The sequence below is a fragment of the Nitrosomonas aestuarii genome (assembly GCF_003046585.1).
Taxonomy (GTDB): domain Bacteria; phylum Pseudomonadota; class Gammaproteobacteria; order Burkholderiales; family Nitrosomonadaceae; genus Nitrosomonas; species Nitrosomonas aestuarii.
Genome location: NZ_QAAE01000004.1, coordinates 1 through 17,114, shown reverse-complemented (window position 1 = coordinate 17,114; position 17,114 = coordinate 1). Strand labels below are relative to the sequence as shown.

Here is a 17,114-nt window from a genome sequence, read left to right as displayed (position 1 = left end):
AAATATGAATTCGAACAAAACACAATCTGTTGCTGTTAATACGGCGCGCGATTACTACAACAGTGAGGATGCCGATTACTTTTACAGCAAAATTTGGGGAGGCGAGGATATTCATATCGGCTTATATGAAATGAGTGACGAGCCGATTAGTGTTGCAAGTCAAAGAACGGTGCAAACAATGGTAAGTTACCTGCCTTCCTTAAATGCTGAGGACTTGGTGCTTGATCTGGGTTCTGGTTATTGCGGCGCCGCCCGTTATCTGGCAAAAACCTATGGTTCACATGTAAAGGCATTAAATTTGAGTGAGGTGGAAAATCAGCGTGCACGCGAATTGAATTCGGCCGTACATTTGTCTGAAAAAATTCAGGTAATTGACGGTAGTTTCGAAACACTGCCGTTTGTGACTGGAGATCAGGAAAATGGTTTTGATGTTATCTGGTCGCAAGATGCGATTTTGCACAGCGGTCGTCGCGAGCAAGTTCTGGCTGAAGCTTTTCGTGTTTTAAAACCGGGAGGTTATTTTGTTTTTACCGATCCTATGCAAGCGGATAATTGTCCTCAGGGAGTGTTGCAGCCGATATTGGATCGCATTCATTTGAGTTCACTTGGCTCACCCAAATTTTATCGTCAAGTTGCCGAGGATCTTGGATTTAATGTGGTGAAGTTTGATAATTTTACCGATCAGTTGGTTAGGCATTATCAGCGCGTTCTCGAAGAGACTGAAAAATATTCGGATGAGTTGATCAATAAAATTGATTCAGCTTATATCGAGCGCATGAAAACCGGTTTGGGCTACTGGATAGAAGGCGGCAAGAATGGCTATCTGGCATGGGGAATTTTTTTGCTGCAGAAACCAGAAGCGAATGATTGAGATTTAATTGCGCCTGTCCAACTTGAATAAACGTTTTTACTTTGATCGAAGACTGTCCCAATAACTGTGTAATTGTCTATCATCAAGTTTTTAAAGGATAGACATTAACGAAAGCTGTAATAGAAACGGCACTGAACGCTGAGCTTGATGATTTTCCGGGCTATGACAAGTATGATCAGCCCCATTCAGACAATCGGTGCAATGGTTATCCCTGCAAGACTTTACGAACAGAAGATGGTGCGTTTTAACCTAACACACCACGTGACAGACCGGGAGACTTTGAATCGCCGGTTGTTAAAGAAGCACAAGATGCGTTCTACCTTGCTGGATGCGCTTTATGCGATTGTTTATCTGGATTGCATCCTGTTCAAGATTTGCTTGGACAAGCGGGTGATCAAAAAGGCGGTCCATCTGGCATCAGGGCTGTGGCTGTCGGAAAACGAAAGCGCGAAATTCTGGCTGAATGTACTGACAGAATTTCAGGATCGTGGCGTCAAAAGATATTCTGGTTGCCTGTGTTGACGGCTTGAAGGGTTTTCCTGATGCCATTCATTGTCACGTTTTTTTCCGACTAAGACTGTCACCGCAGACTAGAAGTGTATCTATCAGTCTGTAACTGAGGAAGAAGCCTTGTTGGCGCTGGATCAATTTTCTGCACGCTGAGACGAAAAATACCCGCAGATCGATCGATCATGGCGCGCGCATTGAGACAACATTTGCGCACTCTTTAAATATAATATCAGAAAAACCATCTATACAACCAATGCCATCGAATTGCTCAACAGTATTATTCAGAAGGCGGTCAAAAAACGTAAATTGTTTCCAACTGATGATTTCGCCAAAAAAGTAATCTTCCCGGCGGTGCAGGAAGCATCCAGAAACTGGACAATGCCGATCAAAAACTGGATTGCTGCTTTAAATCGTGTTATGACCGAACTTGAGGATCGGTTGATTGAGTATGTTTAACTCAGGTAGTTACACGGTTAAATTTACAGCCTCTTTGATGAATCAATTATAGAGATCAAGCTCTATCAATTTGCGTCTATGTGGTCTGACAAACCAAGCAGGCTGGGTCCTTATTCAGTTTGATTGTTCGCCAGTTCATGGTGAGTCCGTCCAATAATTGCAATCTACCATTTAACGTTCCATTCATATTCAAAAGAATTTTAAGTGTTTCACCTGCCTGCATGCTGCCGATAATGCCCACCAATGGAGAAAAAACACCCATGACTGCGCAAGGCATATCTTCAGTGTCACCATCTTCTGGATAAAGACAGTGATAACAAGGACTGTTGGGGTGGCGCAAGTCGAAAACTGAAATCTGAGCTTCAAAACGAACAGCTGAACCCGAAATTAATGGCTTTTGATGTACAACACACGCTTTATTGACACTATGACGTGTTGTGAAGTTGTCACTGGCATCAACCACGGCATCGGCTTTTGCAACAAGCTGATGTAGTTCTTTATCTTGTACAAATTCCGCTATGGATACGATATTGACTTCTGGATTGATGCTGGAAAGTGTGCGCTGAGCGGAATGTGTCTTGAAAAGACCAACCGAAGATGAAGAGTGCATGATTTGACGTTGTAGATTGGTGAGATCGACTTTGTCACCATCACATATGGTAAGTTTACCGATGCCGCTTGCGGCCAGATAGATTGCCGCGGGTGAACCCAAGCCACCTGCGCCTATAATGAGTACTTTTGATTCAAGTAGTTTTTCCTGGCCTGATATGTCAATTTCAGGCAGCATGATATGACGACTATACCGGAGCAACTGCTGGTTATTCAAAAAACAACTGCTCCGGTAATTCGATGAATTACTTTTTTGTGATGTTTAACCGTCAGATTTCTCGCCTTTTTTCTCAGGCGACGTGGTAATGCCTTTAAAGTAATTCATAGCTTGAGTGAGTAACTGGTCCTCGCTGGAGCCGAATTCAATAGGACCTGTATTCTTTTTACTGTTTTCTTTTTTAGGCTTATTCGTTGATTTTTGTGCAGCCTTTTCTGTCTCAGGTTTTTTTTCACCTTTTTTGCCATTCGCGATATGGCGATTTAGGTCTGCTTCACGCACACGCTGATCGTCATCGTTTTCGGATTCATCCAAAATGTCAGGAGTAATACCGGTCGCCTGAATGGAATGTCCGTTGGGTGTATAGTAAAGAGCGGTCGTTAGTTTTATTGCAGTATCATTACCTAATGGCAGTACAGTCTGTACGGATCCCTTGCCAAACGTTTGTGAGCCCATGACGACAGACCGTTTATGATCCTGCAGCGCACCCGCAACAATTTCAGAGGCTGAAGCTGAGCCACCGTTAACCAGTGTAATCATGGGTACAGTTTTGACTTCGGATGGTAAATCATGCAGATAATCTCTGCCATGTCCGCGCAGATAATACTCAGGATTGGCGTGTAATCGCATTTTTGCATCCGCAGTGCGTCCTTCCGTGTAAACAACCAGCGCGTTTTTAGGAAGAAAAGCGGATGAAACGGCTACTGCACCGTTTAATAAGCCACCCGGATCATTGCGTAAATCTAGAATGAGACCTTGCATGGGTGTGCTGCTCTCGGAAAAAAGCGTTTTAATTGCCTGCGCTAGATTTTCCCCGGTATGTTCCTGAAACTGTGTAATGCGGATATAAGCAAAGCCAGGCTCTATCAGCTTGGATTTGACACTTTGAATTTTAATGATGTCGCGTACCAGCGTAAAAACCAAAGGTTCTTTTTCACCTTCCCTTACAATCGTAATGATGATCGAAGTTTTAGGTTTTCCGCGCATGAGTTTAATGGCTTCGGTCAGAGTCATGCCTTTAACTGCGGTATCATCCAGTTTAACGATCAGATCGCCTGTCTGGATGCCGGCTCGAAACGCAGGCGTATCCTCAATGGGAGAAATTACTTTTACCAGCCCATCTTCCATGGTAACTTGAATTCCCAGACCGCCAAATTCGCCATGCGTACCGATTTGCAATTCTTTGAATTCATCCTTGTCGAGATAGGATGAATGTGGATCAAGGCCAACCAGCATTCCGTAGATGGCTTCAGTGATCAATCGCTTGTCTTCCACTGATTCGACATAGTCACTTTTTATGCGTCCGAATACCTGCGCAAACGTGCGTAATTCTTCGATAGGTAGCGGATGAACGGCTTCTACTGAATCTTTTTTAGCAATGGCAGAAAAATTCAAGCTGAGCATCACACCTGTGATTGCGCCAACAAAAACTAAACCTGCTTTTTTAATTATGTTACTCATGATGCTGTGTCTCCGCACTTAACGAATTTTGAGTGATTAAAATTACAATTTATCAATAACAGAACTATAAATTTATAACATTCATGCTATTGATGATACATTAAAAACATAGAGAAAGTGTCCGCTTATCTTTCATAAACAACATATTCGTGTATGTTTTATCTGGTTTCAATGAATTATTCTATTTTTATCCAGGTCAATGGGTCAAATGCTTTTCCTTTATGACGCAGTTCAAAATACAGACCGAAGTCAGGATTGCCGCCGCTATTACCGACCGTAGCGACGGTATCGCCACTGCGCACGATATCGCCTACCTGCTTCAACAGTGCTTCATTATTACCATATAGACTCATATAGTCATGCGAATGGTCAATAATGAGCAAGTTTCCAAAGCCGCGCAGCCAGTCAGCAAAAACAACACGCCCCTTTGCGATTGCTTTTACATCACTGCCGCTGGGTGAGCTGATAAAAAGGCCTTTCCATTTTATGTGTCTACCTGAACGTTGACCACCAAAACGGTTCACAAGTTTCCCGCGTACAGGAAGAATAAGCTTGCCCTTAAGTGTATTAAAGGCGGCATTCTGATTTGTAGCGTCTGGAATTCGTGTGTTGTAAAGCGCGTCTTTGTTGTTTTTCTGTTTTAGTAATTTATTGATTTCTTCAACTAATTTTGCAATCCGATTTTCATCTTGCTCAAGCTTGCTGATTTCGTTTTGTTGCTGGGTGATTTCTTTGGATACATTCGCAAGTATCGTTTTATGTTTTAATTTTTCTTGTGCTAGTTTTTTATTTTGCTTGCTATATTCAGTTTGCAGGGTGAGTATTTGTTTTTTTTTCTGTCGTGCGGACTGAGCGAGCGTTTGGAGCTGATTTAGGTTGTCACGAAGACTGTTGATACTTTCAAAACGTGATTTGGATAATTGCCGATAGTAATACATATCACGTGCAGTTTGATTTGGACTTTGTTGATTGAGCAGCGCGCGTAAATAGTTTTGCTCGTTTCCCAGGTACTGCTGAAAAAGCAGTGCGTCCAATTGATCATGGTTTTTTTCAAGATCATCATTTAGTCGATGATATTTCGTCTGAAGTTGTTTCAGTTCATCATCAAGTTGCTGTTTGTTTTTTCTTAACCCAAGGAGTTTTCGGTTGATGTTGCTGATGGATCGTTCTGTGTCCTGGAGCGCGTCTGCGGCATTTTGCTTTACTTTTTCATGTGCTGCTAAATCCATCTGCAATGAATTTATGCGATTGCGTAACGTTTCAAGCTTTTTTTGGTTGTCAGCAATTGCACCTGATGAGCAGAGCAATATCGTGATAGACACTAGAACCAACTTCTGAAGCTGATTACACATTCTGTTTATGGGCTGGATTGATTTCAAGTATTAATATATGAATACTTAATGACCTTATACTAATGGTAAATTGCTACTGTCTGTATGTGTGGCGGTGCTTGCTGATTATCCGGTAGATTTGCCCTGGTTAGCAACTTTTTGCATTGCTTCCTGTATCAAGGATTGCTCTCCCAGGTAATAGTTGCGAACAGGACTTAAATGATCATCAAGTTCATAAATTAATGGAATGCCCGTGGGGATATTGCAATTTAATATATCCTGATCCGAGATGTTGTCAAGATATTTTATGAGCGCACGTAAGGAATTTCCATGTGCCGTGATAATAATGTTTTTTCCTGATTGGACTTGCGGTGCTATTATTTTTTTCCAGTAGGGGAGGAATCTTGCAACGGTATCTTTAAGACACTCTGTGCGTGGTAATTCTGAATGGGAAAGTTGTTTATAGCGTACGTCTGATCCGGGATAGCGCTCGTCATCAATAGATAATTCGGGAGGCCTGGTATCGTAACTGCGCCGCCAGGTTAAAACCTGTTCATCACCATATTGAGCGGCTGTCTCAGCTTTGTTCAGTCCCTGTAAAGCGCCATAGTGCCGTTCATTTAGCCGCCAGGTGTTGTGAATGGGAAGCCACATCAGATCCATTTCATCGAGTGAGATCCACAGGGTTCGTATCGCACGTTTGAGTACTGAAGTGTATGCGATGTCAAAATTGAATCCGTTATCGCGTAGTACCCTACCTGCATTTCGGGCTTCTTCAACCCCTTTTGGCGTTAAATCAACATCTGTCCAGCCGGTAAATCGATTTTCTTTATTCCAGATACTTTCTCCATGTCGAAGAAGGACGATTTTTTTCATGTTGTTTTTGCGTTCTTTTTTGAAAAGCGTAATTCATTATTTTAATATATATTACTGTTTAACGCAGCATCTATCTGATTTTTGGAACGAAAAATTTTTGTATACTTAAATTGTTTTGTGATCAATACAACAAATTACAGAAGAGAGAAGGAGCTGTGAATAAAAGTAAGTTATCGCGCTGTGGAAAATATGGAAAAATGAAGGGTATAAAGAAGAATAGGTAAAATTTGATGAATTTTTTTGCGAGTGAAAAATGAGATCAAATCTCATTCTTGATGTTAATATGCATCCACGGTTAATAGTGCTGGTTTCTGCTAAAATCTGGTAATAATACAAACACAAGGAAAAAGAGTATTTATGGAAGAGTCATCAATATTTCAAGATTATTTTTTACTGAGAATAGAAAATATTTTTTTTGTTATTGCTGCAATTGTCAGTACTGCAATGTTGATTTGGCCTGCTGTGGGAAAACGGGGGACTAAAGAAATTGATACGCGCAAGGCTATAGAATTGATTAATTATGAAGATGCCGTAGTGCTGGATGTCAGAGATGAAAGTGAATTTGCAGCAGGACACTTGCCCAATTCAAAGCATATTCCAACTGGGAAGATTGAAGAACGCTGGGTGGAATTGACAAAATTTAAAGAAAAACCCATTGTCGTAATTTATAAGAGTGGTATACGATCTAATCATGCAAGCAATGTTTTATATAAAAATGGTTTTGGTCAAGTGCATAATCTGATGGGCGGTATTGATGCCTGGAAACGCGCGAGTCTACCTATCGTCAAGAGATAAAAAATGAGCAAGGTAATAATGTATACAACAGGGTTCTGCCCTTATTGCAAAATGGCTGAAAATCTATTGCATGCCAAAGGTGTTGAAGAAATAGAAAAAATACGGATTGATTTGGATCCGGAGCAACGCAATAAAATGATGGCGAAAACGGGTCGTAGAACAGTTCCGCAGATCTATATTGGCGAGAAACATATTGGCGGATATGATGATCTGGCGCGATTGGATCATAAAGGGGAATTGATGCCTTTGCTGGTATCTTGAAAACATCATTTAAATTAAAATTTCATGGTCAAAATAATAACATATGAGTGAACAACAGCAGCCGGCTTTTAATATAGAAAAAATTTATGTAAGTGATTTGTCACTTGAAATACCAAATGCGCCAGGTATTTTTCTTGAGCGTGAAGCGCCGCAGGTTAATCTTCAGCTCAATACAAAAAATCAGACGATAGACGAGGGTCTCTATGAAGTACAGGTAATGGTGACAGTCACTGCCAAAGTTAAAGATAAGGTAATGTTTCTGGTAGAAGTACATCAAGCGGGTATATTCAGAATACGAAATGTACCTGAGAAAGAAATAGCACCGGTTTTAGGTATAGGTTGTCCTAATATTCTGTTTCCTTATTTAAGAGAAACCGTTTCAGATACGGTAACCCGTGCCGGATTTCCACCTGTGATCCTGAATCCCGTCAATTTTGAAGCCATCTATTATCAAAGCGAGCAGCGGGCAGGATCAGAATCATCTGAAACAAAGCAATAAAACCATATGATGTTAGTAAACATGCATAAATATTTGCAGAATAAAAGAGACAGGATTCTTCGATTGATGGATGAATCTGATATTCGTGACTTTGTTCTCGGTATCTCTTTGATCGTTATGCTGGTTATTTGGCCACATAAGTCAGTTGCCGGTATAGATTTTCTTTCAATTGCCGAGAATGCAACCATTATGTATGACGCGCCCTCAGTAAAGTCCGGTAAATTATTTGTTGCAAGCTCAAATTTGCCAGTTGAAGCTGTAGTGAATGTTGAAGGCTGGGCAAAGGTGCGTGATAGCAGCGGCGGTCTAGCCTGGGTGGAGAAGAAAGCGCTGAGCGAGCAGCGTTTTGTCATCGTAACGGTTCCTGTGGCCGATATTTTTCAATTGGCGGATGAGACCTCCGAGTTGGTTTTTCAAGCTCAGAAAAGTGTCGTTATGGAATGGCTTAATTCCGATATACCCGGATGGATAAAAGTGCGTCATCGAGACGGACAAAGTGGTTACATCAAAACTAATCAGGTTTGGGGTGCATGAATATTGCCATTCTGGGTGCCGGTGCATGGGGTACAGCACTGGCAATCAACCTGTCAGCCCGACATCAGGTTACATTATGGACAAAGGATTCAAATCATTTTTCAGAGCTGATTTCCCACCGTATTAATTTAAGTTTTTTTCCGGACTTTCCATTACCGGAGACGTTGCGTCTTACTGCATCGATACATGAAGCTTTGGAGGCCGCAGAGCTTGCGTTAATTGTTGTCCCAATAGCCGGTTTTCGCGAGACTTTACAAAGCATCACAAAAATCGAAAAGAAGGTACCTGTTATCTGGGGATGTAAAGGTTTTGAATCGGAAGCCGCCAAATTGCCGCATCAGATTGTTAAAGAAGTATATCCAAGTAATATTTCGTGCGGTGTCATTTCGGGCCCGAGTTTTGCTAAAGAAGTGGCACAAGGCCTGCCCACTGCACTGACACTGGCATCTGAAGATGACTGTTTTGCTCGTGACATTGCAAGCCAGTTGCACAGCACAAACTTACGGATTTATACAAGCCAGGATGTTGTAGGTGTGGAAACTGGCGGCGCTATTAAAAATGTCATTACGATTGCTGCCGGGATATCCGATGGCATGGGGTTTGGTCATAATGCTCGCGCTGCACTCATTACGCGTGGTTTAATGGAGATTACACGTTTAGGGCTCGAACTTGGTGGAAAAATGGAAACGTTTATGGGACTGGCTGGTGTGGGTGATTTATTGTTGACATGTACTGGCGACTTATCCAGGAATCGGCGTGTTGGACTTTTGCTGGCGGAGGGAAAGCCATTGTCTGATATTTTAAATACCCTAGGCCATGTTGCGGAGGGTGTTTATACAGCGAGGGCCGTATTGCAATTAAGCAGAAAATTAAACGTGGGAATGCCGATAACAGAGGCAGTCTGCAGCATTTTACACGAAAATGTGCCGGCAAGAGCGGCAGTAGAGAATTTGTTAAATCGGGAACCAAAGGCAGAAATATATTAAATGGCTCTTTTTTTTACATAAATTAAAAAATATTTGCGTATGGTGCTATCTCCTTGTTTATTTGAGAGTGCTTCGGGCGCTAAGATTGCTGTATCAATGCAATATGGCTACGGCTGCGGATTTATTTTTTTGTGAGAGTGATGTAATCTCTTGACCTCGTGCAGATGGCTTGATATAAGTGCGTTTGTGCAGTAATTGCTTGTGATTTAATTACCAATAAACTTTAGAAGGGGAATTATATGAACAAATCCGAACTCGTAGAAGCAATAGCGAAATCTGCTGACATCACAAAAGCTACCGCTGGTAGCGCATTAGATGGTGCATTATCGGCAATAACATCTGCACTAAAAAATAATGACACTGTTACTTTAGTCGGATTTGGAACTTTTAAGGTGGGTAAGCGGGCGGCCCGTACTGGCCGAAATCCACGTACAGGTGCGGCCATCAAAATCAAGGCAGCGAAGGTTCCTAAATTTAGTGCTGGTAAAGCACTTAAAGATGCAGTAAACTAGCGGCCTTTCTTTAAGAGAGGGGTGCTTAGCTCAGCTGGTAGAGCGTCGCCCTTACAAGGCGAATGTCGGCGGTTCGATCCCGTCAGCACCCACCAGTACAAAAAAAGAAGTTGATATGTTTGGAGTGGTAGTTCAGTTGGTTAGAATACCGGCCTGTCACGCCGGGGGTCGCGGGTTCGAGTCCCGTCCACTCCGCCAAGAATGCTTCTATATGAATGCGCCTCATAGAACCAGTTTCAGGTTTGATTGAGGTGTTTTTTTAGCATTAGCGCCAGATCTGTTGTTTTCAATCTAAGGCAATCTGAGAACTTTATCCAGCCAAATTTTTCATTCGTTCATCATATCGGATTTTTATAACAGTGTTTGATTTTGTAAACCGTAAAAAACGTATTGTTCAGTTTGTTCTATTGTTGGCGGTATTGCCGTTCATGTTTTGGGGTGTTCAGTCTTATCGCAGTGAAAGCGGAGAAGGCTATGTCGCTGTGGTCGATGGAGAGGAAATACAACGTCGCGAGTTTGAACAGGCATTGCGGGATCACCAGGCGCGCTTGCGCGCCATGTTTGGCGGTAATTTTGATAATGTAATGCTGGATAGTTATGAACTCAGAGATTCAGTGCTCGAACGTTTGATTCAGCAACGTTTGTTGTTTCGTGAAGCTGTGAATAATGGCTTTACTGTCTTGGATTCGCAGTTGGTTAACGAAATCAGTCAGATCCCGGAATTTCAGTTGGATAATAAATTTTCAAAAAAGCAATATGAAGCTTTTTTACGTAATGAAGGACTGAACCCGGTTGCCTTTGAGTCACGTGTGCGCCAGGAGCTACTTTTGCAGCAGCTTCTCGATGGATATAGTGAAAACACTTTCATTTCGGACACGGCTGTCAGCAAGGTCATGTATTTGAGTGAAGTGCAAAGAGAAATCAGTCAAGCGCAGATCATGCCAGAGGATTTTCTGTCGCAGATTGAGCCTGCCGAGAGCGACATTAAAGACTATTATGATGCACGCCAGTCCGAATTTTTTCTACCTGAGCGTGTGCGGGTTGAATATTTAGTACTATCACTTGAATCGCTGGCTGAAAACGAACCCGTAAGTGGCGATGCTATTCAGAATTATTACGATGAACACCAAGCGGAATTTGGCCAGCCTGAAGAGCGAAAAGCAAGTCACATTTTATTAGCTGTTGCATCAACAGCGCCGGATGATGAAAAACAGGCAGTGCGTGGGAAAGCAGAAGGTATTCTGGAGCAAGTTTTGCAGCGTCCTGAACAGTTTTCGGAGTTTGCTGAAAATTTTTCAGATGATCCAGGTTCTGCAAGCCGAGGCGGTGACTTAGGTTTTTTCGGGCGAGGTGTGATGGTCAAGGCTTTTGAAGACGAGATTTTTCAAATGCAGCCAGACGAGATTCGTGGATTGGTGGAGACTGATTTTGGTTTTCATATTATCCAACTGGATGAAATTAAGAAGGCAAAAATTGCTGACTTGAATGAGGTGCGTGAACAGATTGAGAGAAAGTTGAAGATGCAGATGGTCAGCAGTGTTTTTGGCGAGGCTTCGGAAGATTTTAGCAATACCGTCTATGAACAAAGTGACAGTCTTCAGCCTGCAGCCGAAAAATTTGAATTGACAATACAACAAAGTGACTGGGTCGATAAAAATTCAACAGAGCCCGCTATTTTGGCTAATGAAAAATTGTTGAGCGCAATTTTTTCTGACGATGTACTTTTCGATAAACGTAATACCGAAGCTATCGAAGTTATGCCTGATACTCTGGTGTCCGCGCGAGTTTTAGAGCATCGGGAAGCAACAGCGCAATCGTTGTCCATTGTTCGTGATGAGATTGTCGGTCGCCTTAAAAAACAGAAAGCTGCAGACATGGCGATTGAAGAAGGTCAGGCAAAGCTTGAAAGCTTACTGGCGGGAGAGGATGTTGCAATTGATTGGGGTGAATCCAAACAAGTGTCGTATATGCAACCTCAAGGCTTGAGTCAAGAAGTCATACGTACAATTTTTCAAGCAGACGTCGATATGCTACCGACCTATACGGGGGGTAAAAATCCACAGGGAGGCTATAGCCTGATACGTATAACAGATGTTATTGAACCTGAAATGACGGACAAAGAAAAACGTATGAATTTTAGTCACCAGTTACAACAAATGATCACGCAAGAAGAAATGTCTTCTTATCTGGGTGGCATCAGACAGCGTTATGATGTAACCATTAAACGCGACAGTTACTGAAAATATTTTGCCAGGTATCGTTTCCAAGATACGTGGCAAAATTATATGAAGTTTTTTTCTAATCACTGAGATCAAAAGCCACGGTGTTAAATCCGGCGTCTACATAAGTTATTTCACCTGTAATTCCGCTTGCCAGATCGCTACATAAGAAGGCCGCGACGTTGCCGACTTCTTCGGTTGTGACATTACGTCGTAAAGGTGAGACTTTTTCGGTGTATCCTAATAACTTACCAAAATTTCCAATCCCGGCTGCTGCAAGTGTTTTGATGGGACCTGCCGATATTGCATTAACACGAATTCCTTTGGGACCCAAACTCGAGGCCATAAAACGTACATTGGCTTCAAGACTAGCTTTTGCCAATCCCATGACATTATAATTCGGCATGACACGTACTGCGCCCAAGTAACTGAGTGTCAGCAATGAAGCATTTCGATTTTGCATAAGGGGTAACCCTGCTTTTGCAAGCGCAGAAAAGCTATATGCACTGACATCATGTGCGATACGAAAAGCTTCGCGATTGACACTTTCCAGATAATCGCCTGTGAGGGCTTCCCGTGGTGCAAAAGCGATGGAATGGATAATGGAATCCAGACTATCCCAATGATTCTGTAAATCATCAAAACATTTTGTGATTTCGCTGTCACTGGTAACATCACATCGAAACAATAAATTGCTGCCAAGTTCATTTGCTAATTTTTCAATTCTGTCGCGAACTTCTTCACCTTGGTAAGTGAAGGCCAATGTTGCGCCTTCACGTTGCATGGCTTTGGCAATGCCATATGCAATTGAGCGATTGCTCAGTAATCCGGTAATGAGAACGCGTTTATTATTGAGAAATCCCATAAAATTCCTTGTAAATTTTTTTGTAATCGTAAATTATAGCCGAAGCTATCAGCCAATTGAATGAGCCGAATGAATTTTAATATTTCAAAATTTAAATTGATTCGGTTTCAGAAAACTATATACACTGAATGAAAGATGAAAAGTGATTTGCTTCTTTCTCGTTTGTTTGGACTCTGATTTTCGTGAAAACCATTTAATAAAAAGTTTTATCATGATGAAGTTGTGTAAAAACAAAATAAAGGTAGTAATTTTTTGCCTGACATCTGCTGCTTTGATTCAGTTGGCTGCTTGTGGTCAGATGGTTTGGAATAATCCATATCGAACTTCAGATACGGGCAAGAATATTCTTTATAACGTTTTTACGGAACGCCCCAAGCATCTCGATCCGGTGCAATCATATAGCGCAAACGAAATACAGTTTACGGCGCAGATCTACCAACCGCCCTTACAATATCATTATTTAAAGCGACCCTTTACATTGATGCCTTATACATCCGTAGAAATGCCAGTGATTACTTATTATGATCATCATGATTGCCCATTGCCGGACGATGTAGACGCGGATGCTATTGCCTATACGCAATATGAAATCTCTATTAAACCGGGAATTTTTTATCAACCGCATCCGGCATTTGCAACACATGTGCAAAGTGGATGGTTATATCACCAGTTGAACGAAGAGGCGCTTGCGGCTGTTTACCGATTATCTGATTTTCCTGAAACCGGAACGCGTGAATTAACAGCGCATGATTATGCGTATCAGATAAAGCGACTGGCCCATCCTAAGTTGCATTCACCAATTTACGGACTAATGGCAGATTATATTGTAGGGTTGCGCGATTATTCAAATGTTCTAAGGAATGTGCAGAGCGGATTTAAGGAAAGCGGGGATTTTTTAAATCTTAATAAGTATCCACTTGAAGGTGTGGATGTAGTAGATGATTATACGTATCGAATAAAAATAAATGGAAAATATCCACAATTTATTTATTGGTTGGCGATGCCTTTTTTTGCTCCCATTCCTTGGGAAGCTGATTTATTTTATTCGCAACAAGGTTTAATTGAGAAAAATATTACATTGGATTGGTATCCTGTCGGGACAGGGCCATATATGCTGACCGAAAATAATCCAAATTTGCGCATGGTACTGGAAAAAAATCCAAATTTTCACGGGGAATTCTATCCTGAAGACGGCATGCCTGCTGATTATGAAAATGGGTTGCTGAGAGATGCAGGCAAGTCCATCCCTTTTATAGACAAAATTGTATATACGCGTGAAAGAGAAGGCATACCTAGATGGAACAAATTTTTACAAGGATATTATGATGCATCCGGAATCGGTTCCGACAGCTTTGATCAGGCGGTACAATTAGTAGGGCAGGGTGAGGCAACGGTAACCGAAGCTATGGCGGAGCAAGGTATACGCCTTGAGACAACCGTGGCAGTTTCTACTTTTTATATCGGCTTCAATATGTTAGACCCAACTGTAGGGGGTACGTCTGAGAAAACACGCGTTTCTGCGCGTAAACTCAGGCAGGCGATATCCATTGCTGTTGATTATGAGGAATATATATCAATTTTTGCCAATGGACGGGGGTTGCCGGCACATGGCCCAATAGCGCCGGGAATGCCGGGTTTTCGCCATGGTCGGGAAGGGATAAATCCGGTTGTCTACGATTGGATCAACAATGGTCCGCAGCGTAAGTCGATACAAGTTGCTCGTCATTTGCTTGCTGAAGCGGGTTATCCGAACGGGATTGACCAGGAAACAGGTGTGCCACTTGTTTTGTATTTTGATGTAACTGCACGCAGTGCTGAAGATCGTTCATTTCTTGACTGGATGCGCAAACAATTCCAGAAATTAAATATTCAATTGGTTGTACGAAGTACAGACTATAATCGTTTTCAGGATAAAATTCGAAAAGGGAATGCGCAGATTTTTGAATGGGGATGGCATGCGGATTATCCAGACCCAGAAAATTTTCTATTTTTACTGTATGGGCCACAAAGAAAAGTTGGAAATAGTAGTGGAAATGCTGCAAATAATGCAGCTAACTATGACAATCCGGTATACGATCAGCTGTTTGAGCAAATGAAGAATATGGATAATGGCCCCGGACGCCAGGAGATCATTGACCGTATGGTGGAAATATTGCGTTTCGATGCACCCTGGTTGTGGGGTTATCATCCAAAGGAATATGGGCTTTATCATGCCTGGTATAAAAATGTAAAACCAAATCGAATTTCAAATAATAATGTAAAGTACTACCGCATTGACTCGGACCTAAGAGAGCAAAAGCGACGGGAATGGAATGAACCGGTTTTATGGCCTCTCGTGCTTGCGTTTGTTATCATCGTGATAAATTTAATACCTGCAGTTGCAGTTTATCGTCGTCATGAAAGTAGTATGGGCATTAAAAAGTTACAGCCAAAGTCGAGTTAAGTTGCATTTATGCTGAGTTATATCTTTCGCCGCATTCTCTACGCTGTACCGATTCTTGTTGGCGTAAATCTACTTACATTCACATTATTTTTTGTGGTGAATACGCCTGATGATATGGCACGCATGCAGCTTGGTATTAAGTATGTAACGCCGGAAGCAATTGAAAAATGGAAAGTTGAGCGCGGTTATCATAAGCCTTTGTTATTTGACCAAGCGCAGGACGGATTAGATAAACTTACACATACAATATTCTTTGAAAAATCGATTGCGATGTTTGCTTTTGATTTCGGAATTTCAGATGAGGGGCGTGATATAGGTTACGAAATTAGATCGCGTATGCTGCCAAGCTTTGCAATCGCTCTCCCCGTCTTTGTTTTGGGGTTATTTACATATATTATCTTTGCCTTGATAATGGTTTTCTTTCGTTCAACTTATATCGATTTTTGGGGCGTGGTTCTGTGTGTTGCCTTAATGTCAATATCCGGTCTTTTTTATATCATTGGGGGGCAGTTCCTGGTAAGTAAATTGTGGCATTTAGTCCCAATTTCTGGGTTTTCTACCGGACTCGATGCAACCAAATTTCTGATTTTGCCAGTGATTATTGGTGTTATTAGCAGTGCGGGCGCAAATACTCGATGGTATCGAACAATTTTTCTCGAAGAAATGGGAAAGGAATACGTGCGTACTGCAAGAGCAAAAGGATTGCCAGAACATCTGGTGTTATTCAAACATGTGCTAAAGAATGCATTGATTCCGATACTGACGGGAGCAGTTGTTATTGTTCCATTATTGTTTTTGGGCAGCTTGATTGTCGAATCCTTTTTTGGAATACCAGGGTTGGGAAGCTATACGATTGATGCCATAAATTCGCAGGATTTTGCAGTGGTCAGAGCCATGGTTTTTCTGGGGTCACTGCTCTATATAGTGGGTTTGATCTTGACAGATATTTCATACACTTTGGTTGATCCTCGGATACGTCTCAGTTAATCAGGTGTATTAAATCTAGGCATCGAAGTGATTTTCAAAACCACGGCGCTTAATCTGCTAAATGTGTACAATAAGTATTTGACTTATTGCCAGGATATATTCATAATCACCGGTTTCGTTTGGAGGGGTTCCCGAGCGGTCAAAGGGATCAGACTGTAAATCTGACGGCTCAGCCTTCGAAGGTTCGAATCCTTCCCCCTCCACCAAATGGGAATCAAAAGCAGGATAAAAGCGATAGTGAACAGAGTGGAGTTGCATGCCATTTACATTTTTAGTGGCTAGAATTAGCTCCTTTTTGAATGTGTGCGGGTGTAGCTCAATGGTAGAGCAGAAGCCTTCCAAGCTTACGATGAGGGTTCGATTCCCTTCACCCGCTCCAATTGGGGTTATGGGTATTTAACTTAGATGATAATGATTGCCCATGTAGCTCAGTGGTAGAGCACTCCCTTGGTAAGGGAGAGGTCGCCAGTTCAATTCTGGCCATGGGCTCCAGAGTTAGTAAACATATTGGATTAAAATAGTAAGCTGAGAAGGAGCAGGTCATGGCAAAAAGCAAGTTTGAGCGTTCAAAGCCGCATGTGAATGTAGGTACAATTGGGCATGTGGATCATGGTAAGACCACGCTGACGGCGGCAATTACTACAATACTGACATCAAAATTTGGGGGAGAGTCAAAAAGCTA

16 protein-coding genes, 5 tRNA genes and 1 pseudogene are annotated in these 17,114 nt (G+C 41.9%); 17 read left to right on the top strand and 5 right to left on the bottom strand.

The genetic code is table 11. The annotated features are described in order from the left end of the window. The first annotated feature begins 4 nt into the window (after positions 1–4). Positions 5–871, top strand: coding sequence for a class I SAM-dependent methyltransferase (locus C8R11_RS04720; protein WP_107794705.1), 867 nt, complete (start codon positions 5–7; stop codon positions 869–871). A 312-nt stretch (positions 872–1,183) separates the two neighbouring features. After that, positions 1,184–1,837: pseudogene (locus tag C8R11_RS17120) on the top strand (transposase); the annotation flags it as partial. A gap of 76 nt (positions 1,838–1,913) precedes the next feature. On the opposite strand, the gene C8R11_RS04705 reads toward C8R11_RS17120, so the two are convergent. The 4 genes from C8R11_RS04705 to gpmA form a co-directional block, all read right to left on the bottom strand. Next, a complete protein-coding gene (locus tag C8R11_RS04705) occupies positions 1,914–2,663 on the bottom strand; it encodes a HesA/MoeB/ThiF family protein (RefSeq protein WP_107794702.1) in 750 nt (249 codons plus the stop codon). A 45-nt stretch (positions 2,664–2,708) separates the two neighbouring features. After that, positions 2,709–4,124 (bottom strand): S41 family peptidase, encoded by a 1,416-nt coding sequence (locus tag C8R11_RS04700; RefSeq protein WP_107794701.1) that lies wholly within the window; start codon positions 4,122–4,124, stop codon positions 2,709–2,711. A 176-nt stretch (positions 4,125–4,300) separates the two neighbouring features. Further along, positions 4,301–5,446, bottom strand: a complete 1,146-nt coding sequence (locus C8R11_RS04695; RefSeq protein WP_244907543.1) for a murein hydrolase activator EnvC family protein — start codon at positions 5,444–5,446, stop codon at positions 4,301–4,303. A gap of 135 nt (positions 5,447–5,581) precedes the next feature. Next, entirely contained in the window at positions 5,582–6,331 is a 750-nt protein-coding gene (gene gpmA, locus C8R11_RS04690; protein ID WP_107794699.1) for a 2,3-diphosphoglycerate-dependent phosphoglycerate mutase, read from the bottom strand. A 357-nt stretch (positions 6,332–6,688) separates the two neighbouring features. Between gpmA and C8R11_RS04685 the strand changes: the two genes are divergently transcribed. The 9 genes from C8R11_RS04685 to C8R11_RS04645 all read left to right on the top strand — a co-directional run bounded on the left by C8R11_RS04685 (position 6,689) and on the right by C8R11_RS04645 (position 12,158). Further along, entirely contained in the window at positions 6,689–7,126 is a 438-nt protein-coding gene (locus C8R11_RS04685; RefSeq protein ID WP_090702026.1) for a rhodanese-like domain-containing protein, read from the top strand. A gap of 3 nt (positions 7,127–7,129) precedes the next feature. After that, positions 7,130–7,387, top strand: coding sequence for a glutaredoxin 3 (gene grxC / locus C8R11_RS04680; RefSeq protein WP_090702023.1), 258 nt, complete (start codon positions 7,130–7,132; stop codon positions 7,385–7,387). 43 nt (positions 7,388–7,430) lie between these two features. Beyond that, positions 7,431–7,886: a protein-export chaperone SecB gene (gene secB / locus C8R11_RS04675; RefSeq protein ID WP_107794698.1), complete on the top strand. Its 456-nt coding sequence runs from the start codon at positions 7,431–7,433 to the stop codon at positions 7,884–7,886. Positions 7,887–7,907: 21 nt separating this feature from the next. Further along, positions 7,908–8,420 carry an SH3 domain-containing protein gene (locus tag C8R11_RS04670; protein ID WP_244907542.1) on the top strand — a complete coding sequence of 171 codons (513 nt, stop codon included), beginning with the start codon at positions 7,908–7,910 and terminating at the stop codon, positions 8,418–8,420. Further along, the gene (locus C8R11_RS04665; RefSeq protein WP_107794696.1) at positions 8,417–9,406 is read left to right on the top strand and encodes an NAD(P)H-dependent glycerol-3-phosphate dehydrogenase; all 990 of its coding nucleotides are present in this window, start codon (positions 8,417–8,419) and stop codon (positions 9,404–9,406) included. The genes C8R11_RS04670 and C8R11_RS04665 overlap by 4 nt, the downstream gene beginning before the upstream one ends. 239 nt (positions 9,407–9,645) lie before the next feature. After that, the gene (locus tag C8R11_RS04660) at positions 9,646–9,918 is read left to right on the top strand and encodes an HU family DNA-binding protein (protein ID WP_090702016.1); all 273 of its coding nucleotides are present in this window, start codon (positions 9,646–9,648) and stop codon (positions 9,916–9,918) included. Between the two features lie 19 nt (positions 9,919–9,937). Next, positions 9,938–10,013 (top strand) — tRNA-Val (locus C8R11_RS04655). 26 nt (positions 10,014–10,039) lie between these two features. Then, positions 10,040–10,116: transfer RNA gene (locus C8R11_RS04650), tRNA-Asp, on the top strand. A 161-nt stretch (positions 10,117–10,277) separates the two neighbouring features. Then, the gene (locus tag C8R11_RS04645; protein WP_107794695.1) at positions 10,278–12,158 is read left to right on the top strand and encodes a SurA N-terminal domain-containing protein; all 1,881 of its coding nucleotides are present in this window, start codon (positions 10,278–10,280) and stop codon (positions 12,156–12,158) included. 58 nt (positions 12,159–12,216) lie between these two features. Here the strand turns inward: C8R11_RS04645 and fabI are convergent, their stop codons facing one another. Then, the gene (gene fabI / locus C8R11_RS04640; RefSeq protein ID WP_107794694.1) at positions 12,217–13,002 is read right to left on the bottom strand and encodes an enoyl-ACP reductase FabI; all 786 of its coding nucleotides are present in this window, start codon (positions 13,000–13,002) and stop codon (positions 12,217–12,219) included. 214 nt (positions 13,003–13,216) lie between these two features. Here fabI and C8R11_RS04635 point away from each other — a divergent pair, with 214 nt between their 5' ends. From C8R11_RS04635 to C8R11_RS04610, 6 genes are all read left to right on the top strand, one after another. Further along, positions 13,217–15,445 carry an ABC transporter substrate-binding protein gene (locus C8R11_RS04635; protein WP_107794853.1) on the top strand — a complete coding sequence of 743 codons (2,229 nt, stop codon included), beginning with the start codon at positions 13,217–13,219 and terminating at the stop codon, positions 15,443–15,445. 9 nt (positions 15,446–15,454) lie between these two features. After that, entirely contained in the window at positions 15,455–16,432 is a 978-nt protein-coding gene (locus C8R11_RS04630; RefSeq protein WP_107794693.1) for an ABC transporter permease, read from the top strand. Positions 16,433–16,553: 121 nt separating this feature from the next. Next, a tRNA-Tyr gene (locus C8R11_RS04625) sits at positions 16,554–16,638 on the top strand. Positions 16,639–16,737: 99 nt separating this feature from the next. Beyond that, a tRNA-Gly gene (locus C8R11_RS04620) sits at positions 16,738–16,811 on the top strand. 38 nt (positions 16,812–16,849) lie between these two features. Beyond that, positions 16,850–16,924 (top strand) — tRNA-Thr (locus tag C8R11_RS04615). Between the two features lie 50 nt (positions 16,925–16,974). After that, positions 16,975–17,114: GTP-binding protein (locus C8R11_RS04610; RefSeq protein WP_244907558.1), on the top strand; the 140-nt coding region annotated here is incomplete at its 3' end.

Excerpts from the sequence above, each read along its gene's own strand:
- C8R11_RS04635 (WP_107794853.1), top strand. The coding sequence starts at position 13,217 with ATGAAGTTGTGTAAAAACAAAATAAAGGTAGTAATTTTTTGCCTGACA.
- C8R11_RS04630 (WP_107794693.1), top strand. The coding sequence starts at position 15,455 with ATGCTGAGTTATATCTTTCGCCGCATTCTCTACGCTGTACCGATTCTT.
- grxC (WP_090702023.1), top strand. The coding sequence starts at position 7,130 with ATGAGCAAGGTAATAATGTATACAACAGGGTTCTGCCCTTATTGCAAA.
- C8R11_RS04670 (WP_244907542.1), top strand. The coding sequence starts at position 7,908 with ATGCATAAATATTTGCAGAATAAAAGAGACAGGATTCTTCGATTGATG.
- C8R11_RS04665 (WP_107794696.1), top strand. The coding sequence starts at position 8,417 with ATGAATATTGCCATTCTGGGTGCCGGTGCATGGGGTACAGCACTGGCA.
- C8R11_RS04660 (WP_090702016.1), top strand. The coding sequence starts at position 9,646 with ATGAACAAATCCGAACTCGTAGAAGCAATAGCGAAATCTGCTGACATC.
- C8R11_RS04720 (WP_107794705.1), top strand. The coding sequence starts at position 5 with ATGAATTCGAACAAAACACAATCTGTTGCTGTTAATACGGCGCGCGAT.
- C8R11_RS04700 (WP_107794701.1), bottom strand. The coding sequence starts at position 4,124 with ATGAGTAACATAATTAAAAAAGCAGGTTTAGTTTTTGTTGGCGCAATC.
- gpmA (WP_107794699.1), bottom strand. The coding sequence starts at position 6,331 with ATGAAAAAAATCGTCCTTCTTCGACATGGAGAAAGTATCTGGAATAAA.
- secB (WP_107794698.1), top strand. The coding sequence starts at position 7,431 with ATGAGTGAACAACAGCAGCCGGCTTTTAATATAGAAAAAATTTATGTA.
- fabI (WP_107794694.1), bottom strand. The coding sequence starts at position 13,002 with ATGGGATTTCTCAATAATAAACGCGTTCTCATTACCGGATTACTGAGC.
- C8R11_RS04685 (WP_090702026.1), top strand. The coding sequence starts at position 6,689 with ATGGAAGAGTCATCAATATTTCAAGATTATTTTTTACTGAGAATAGAA.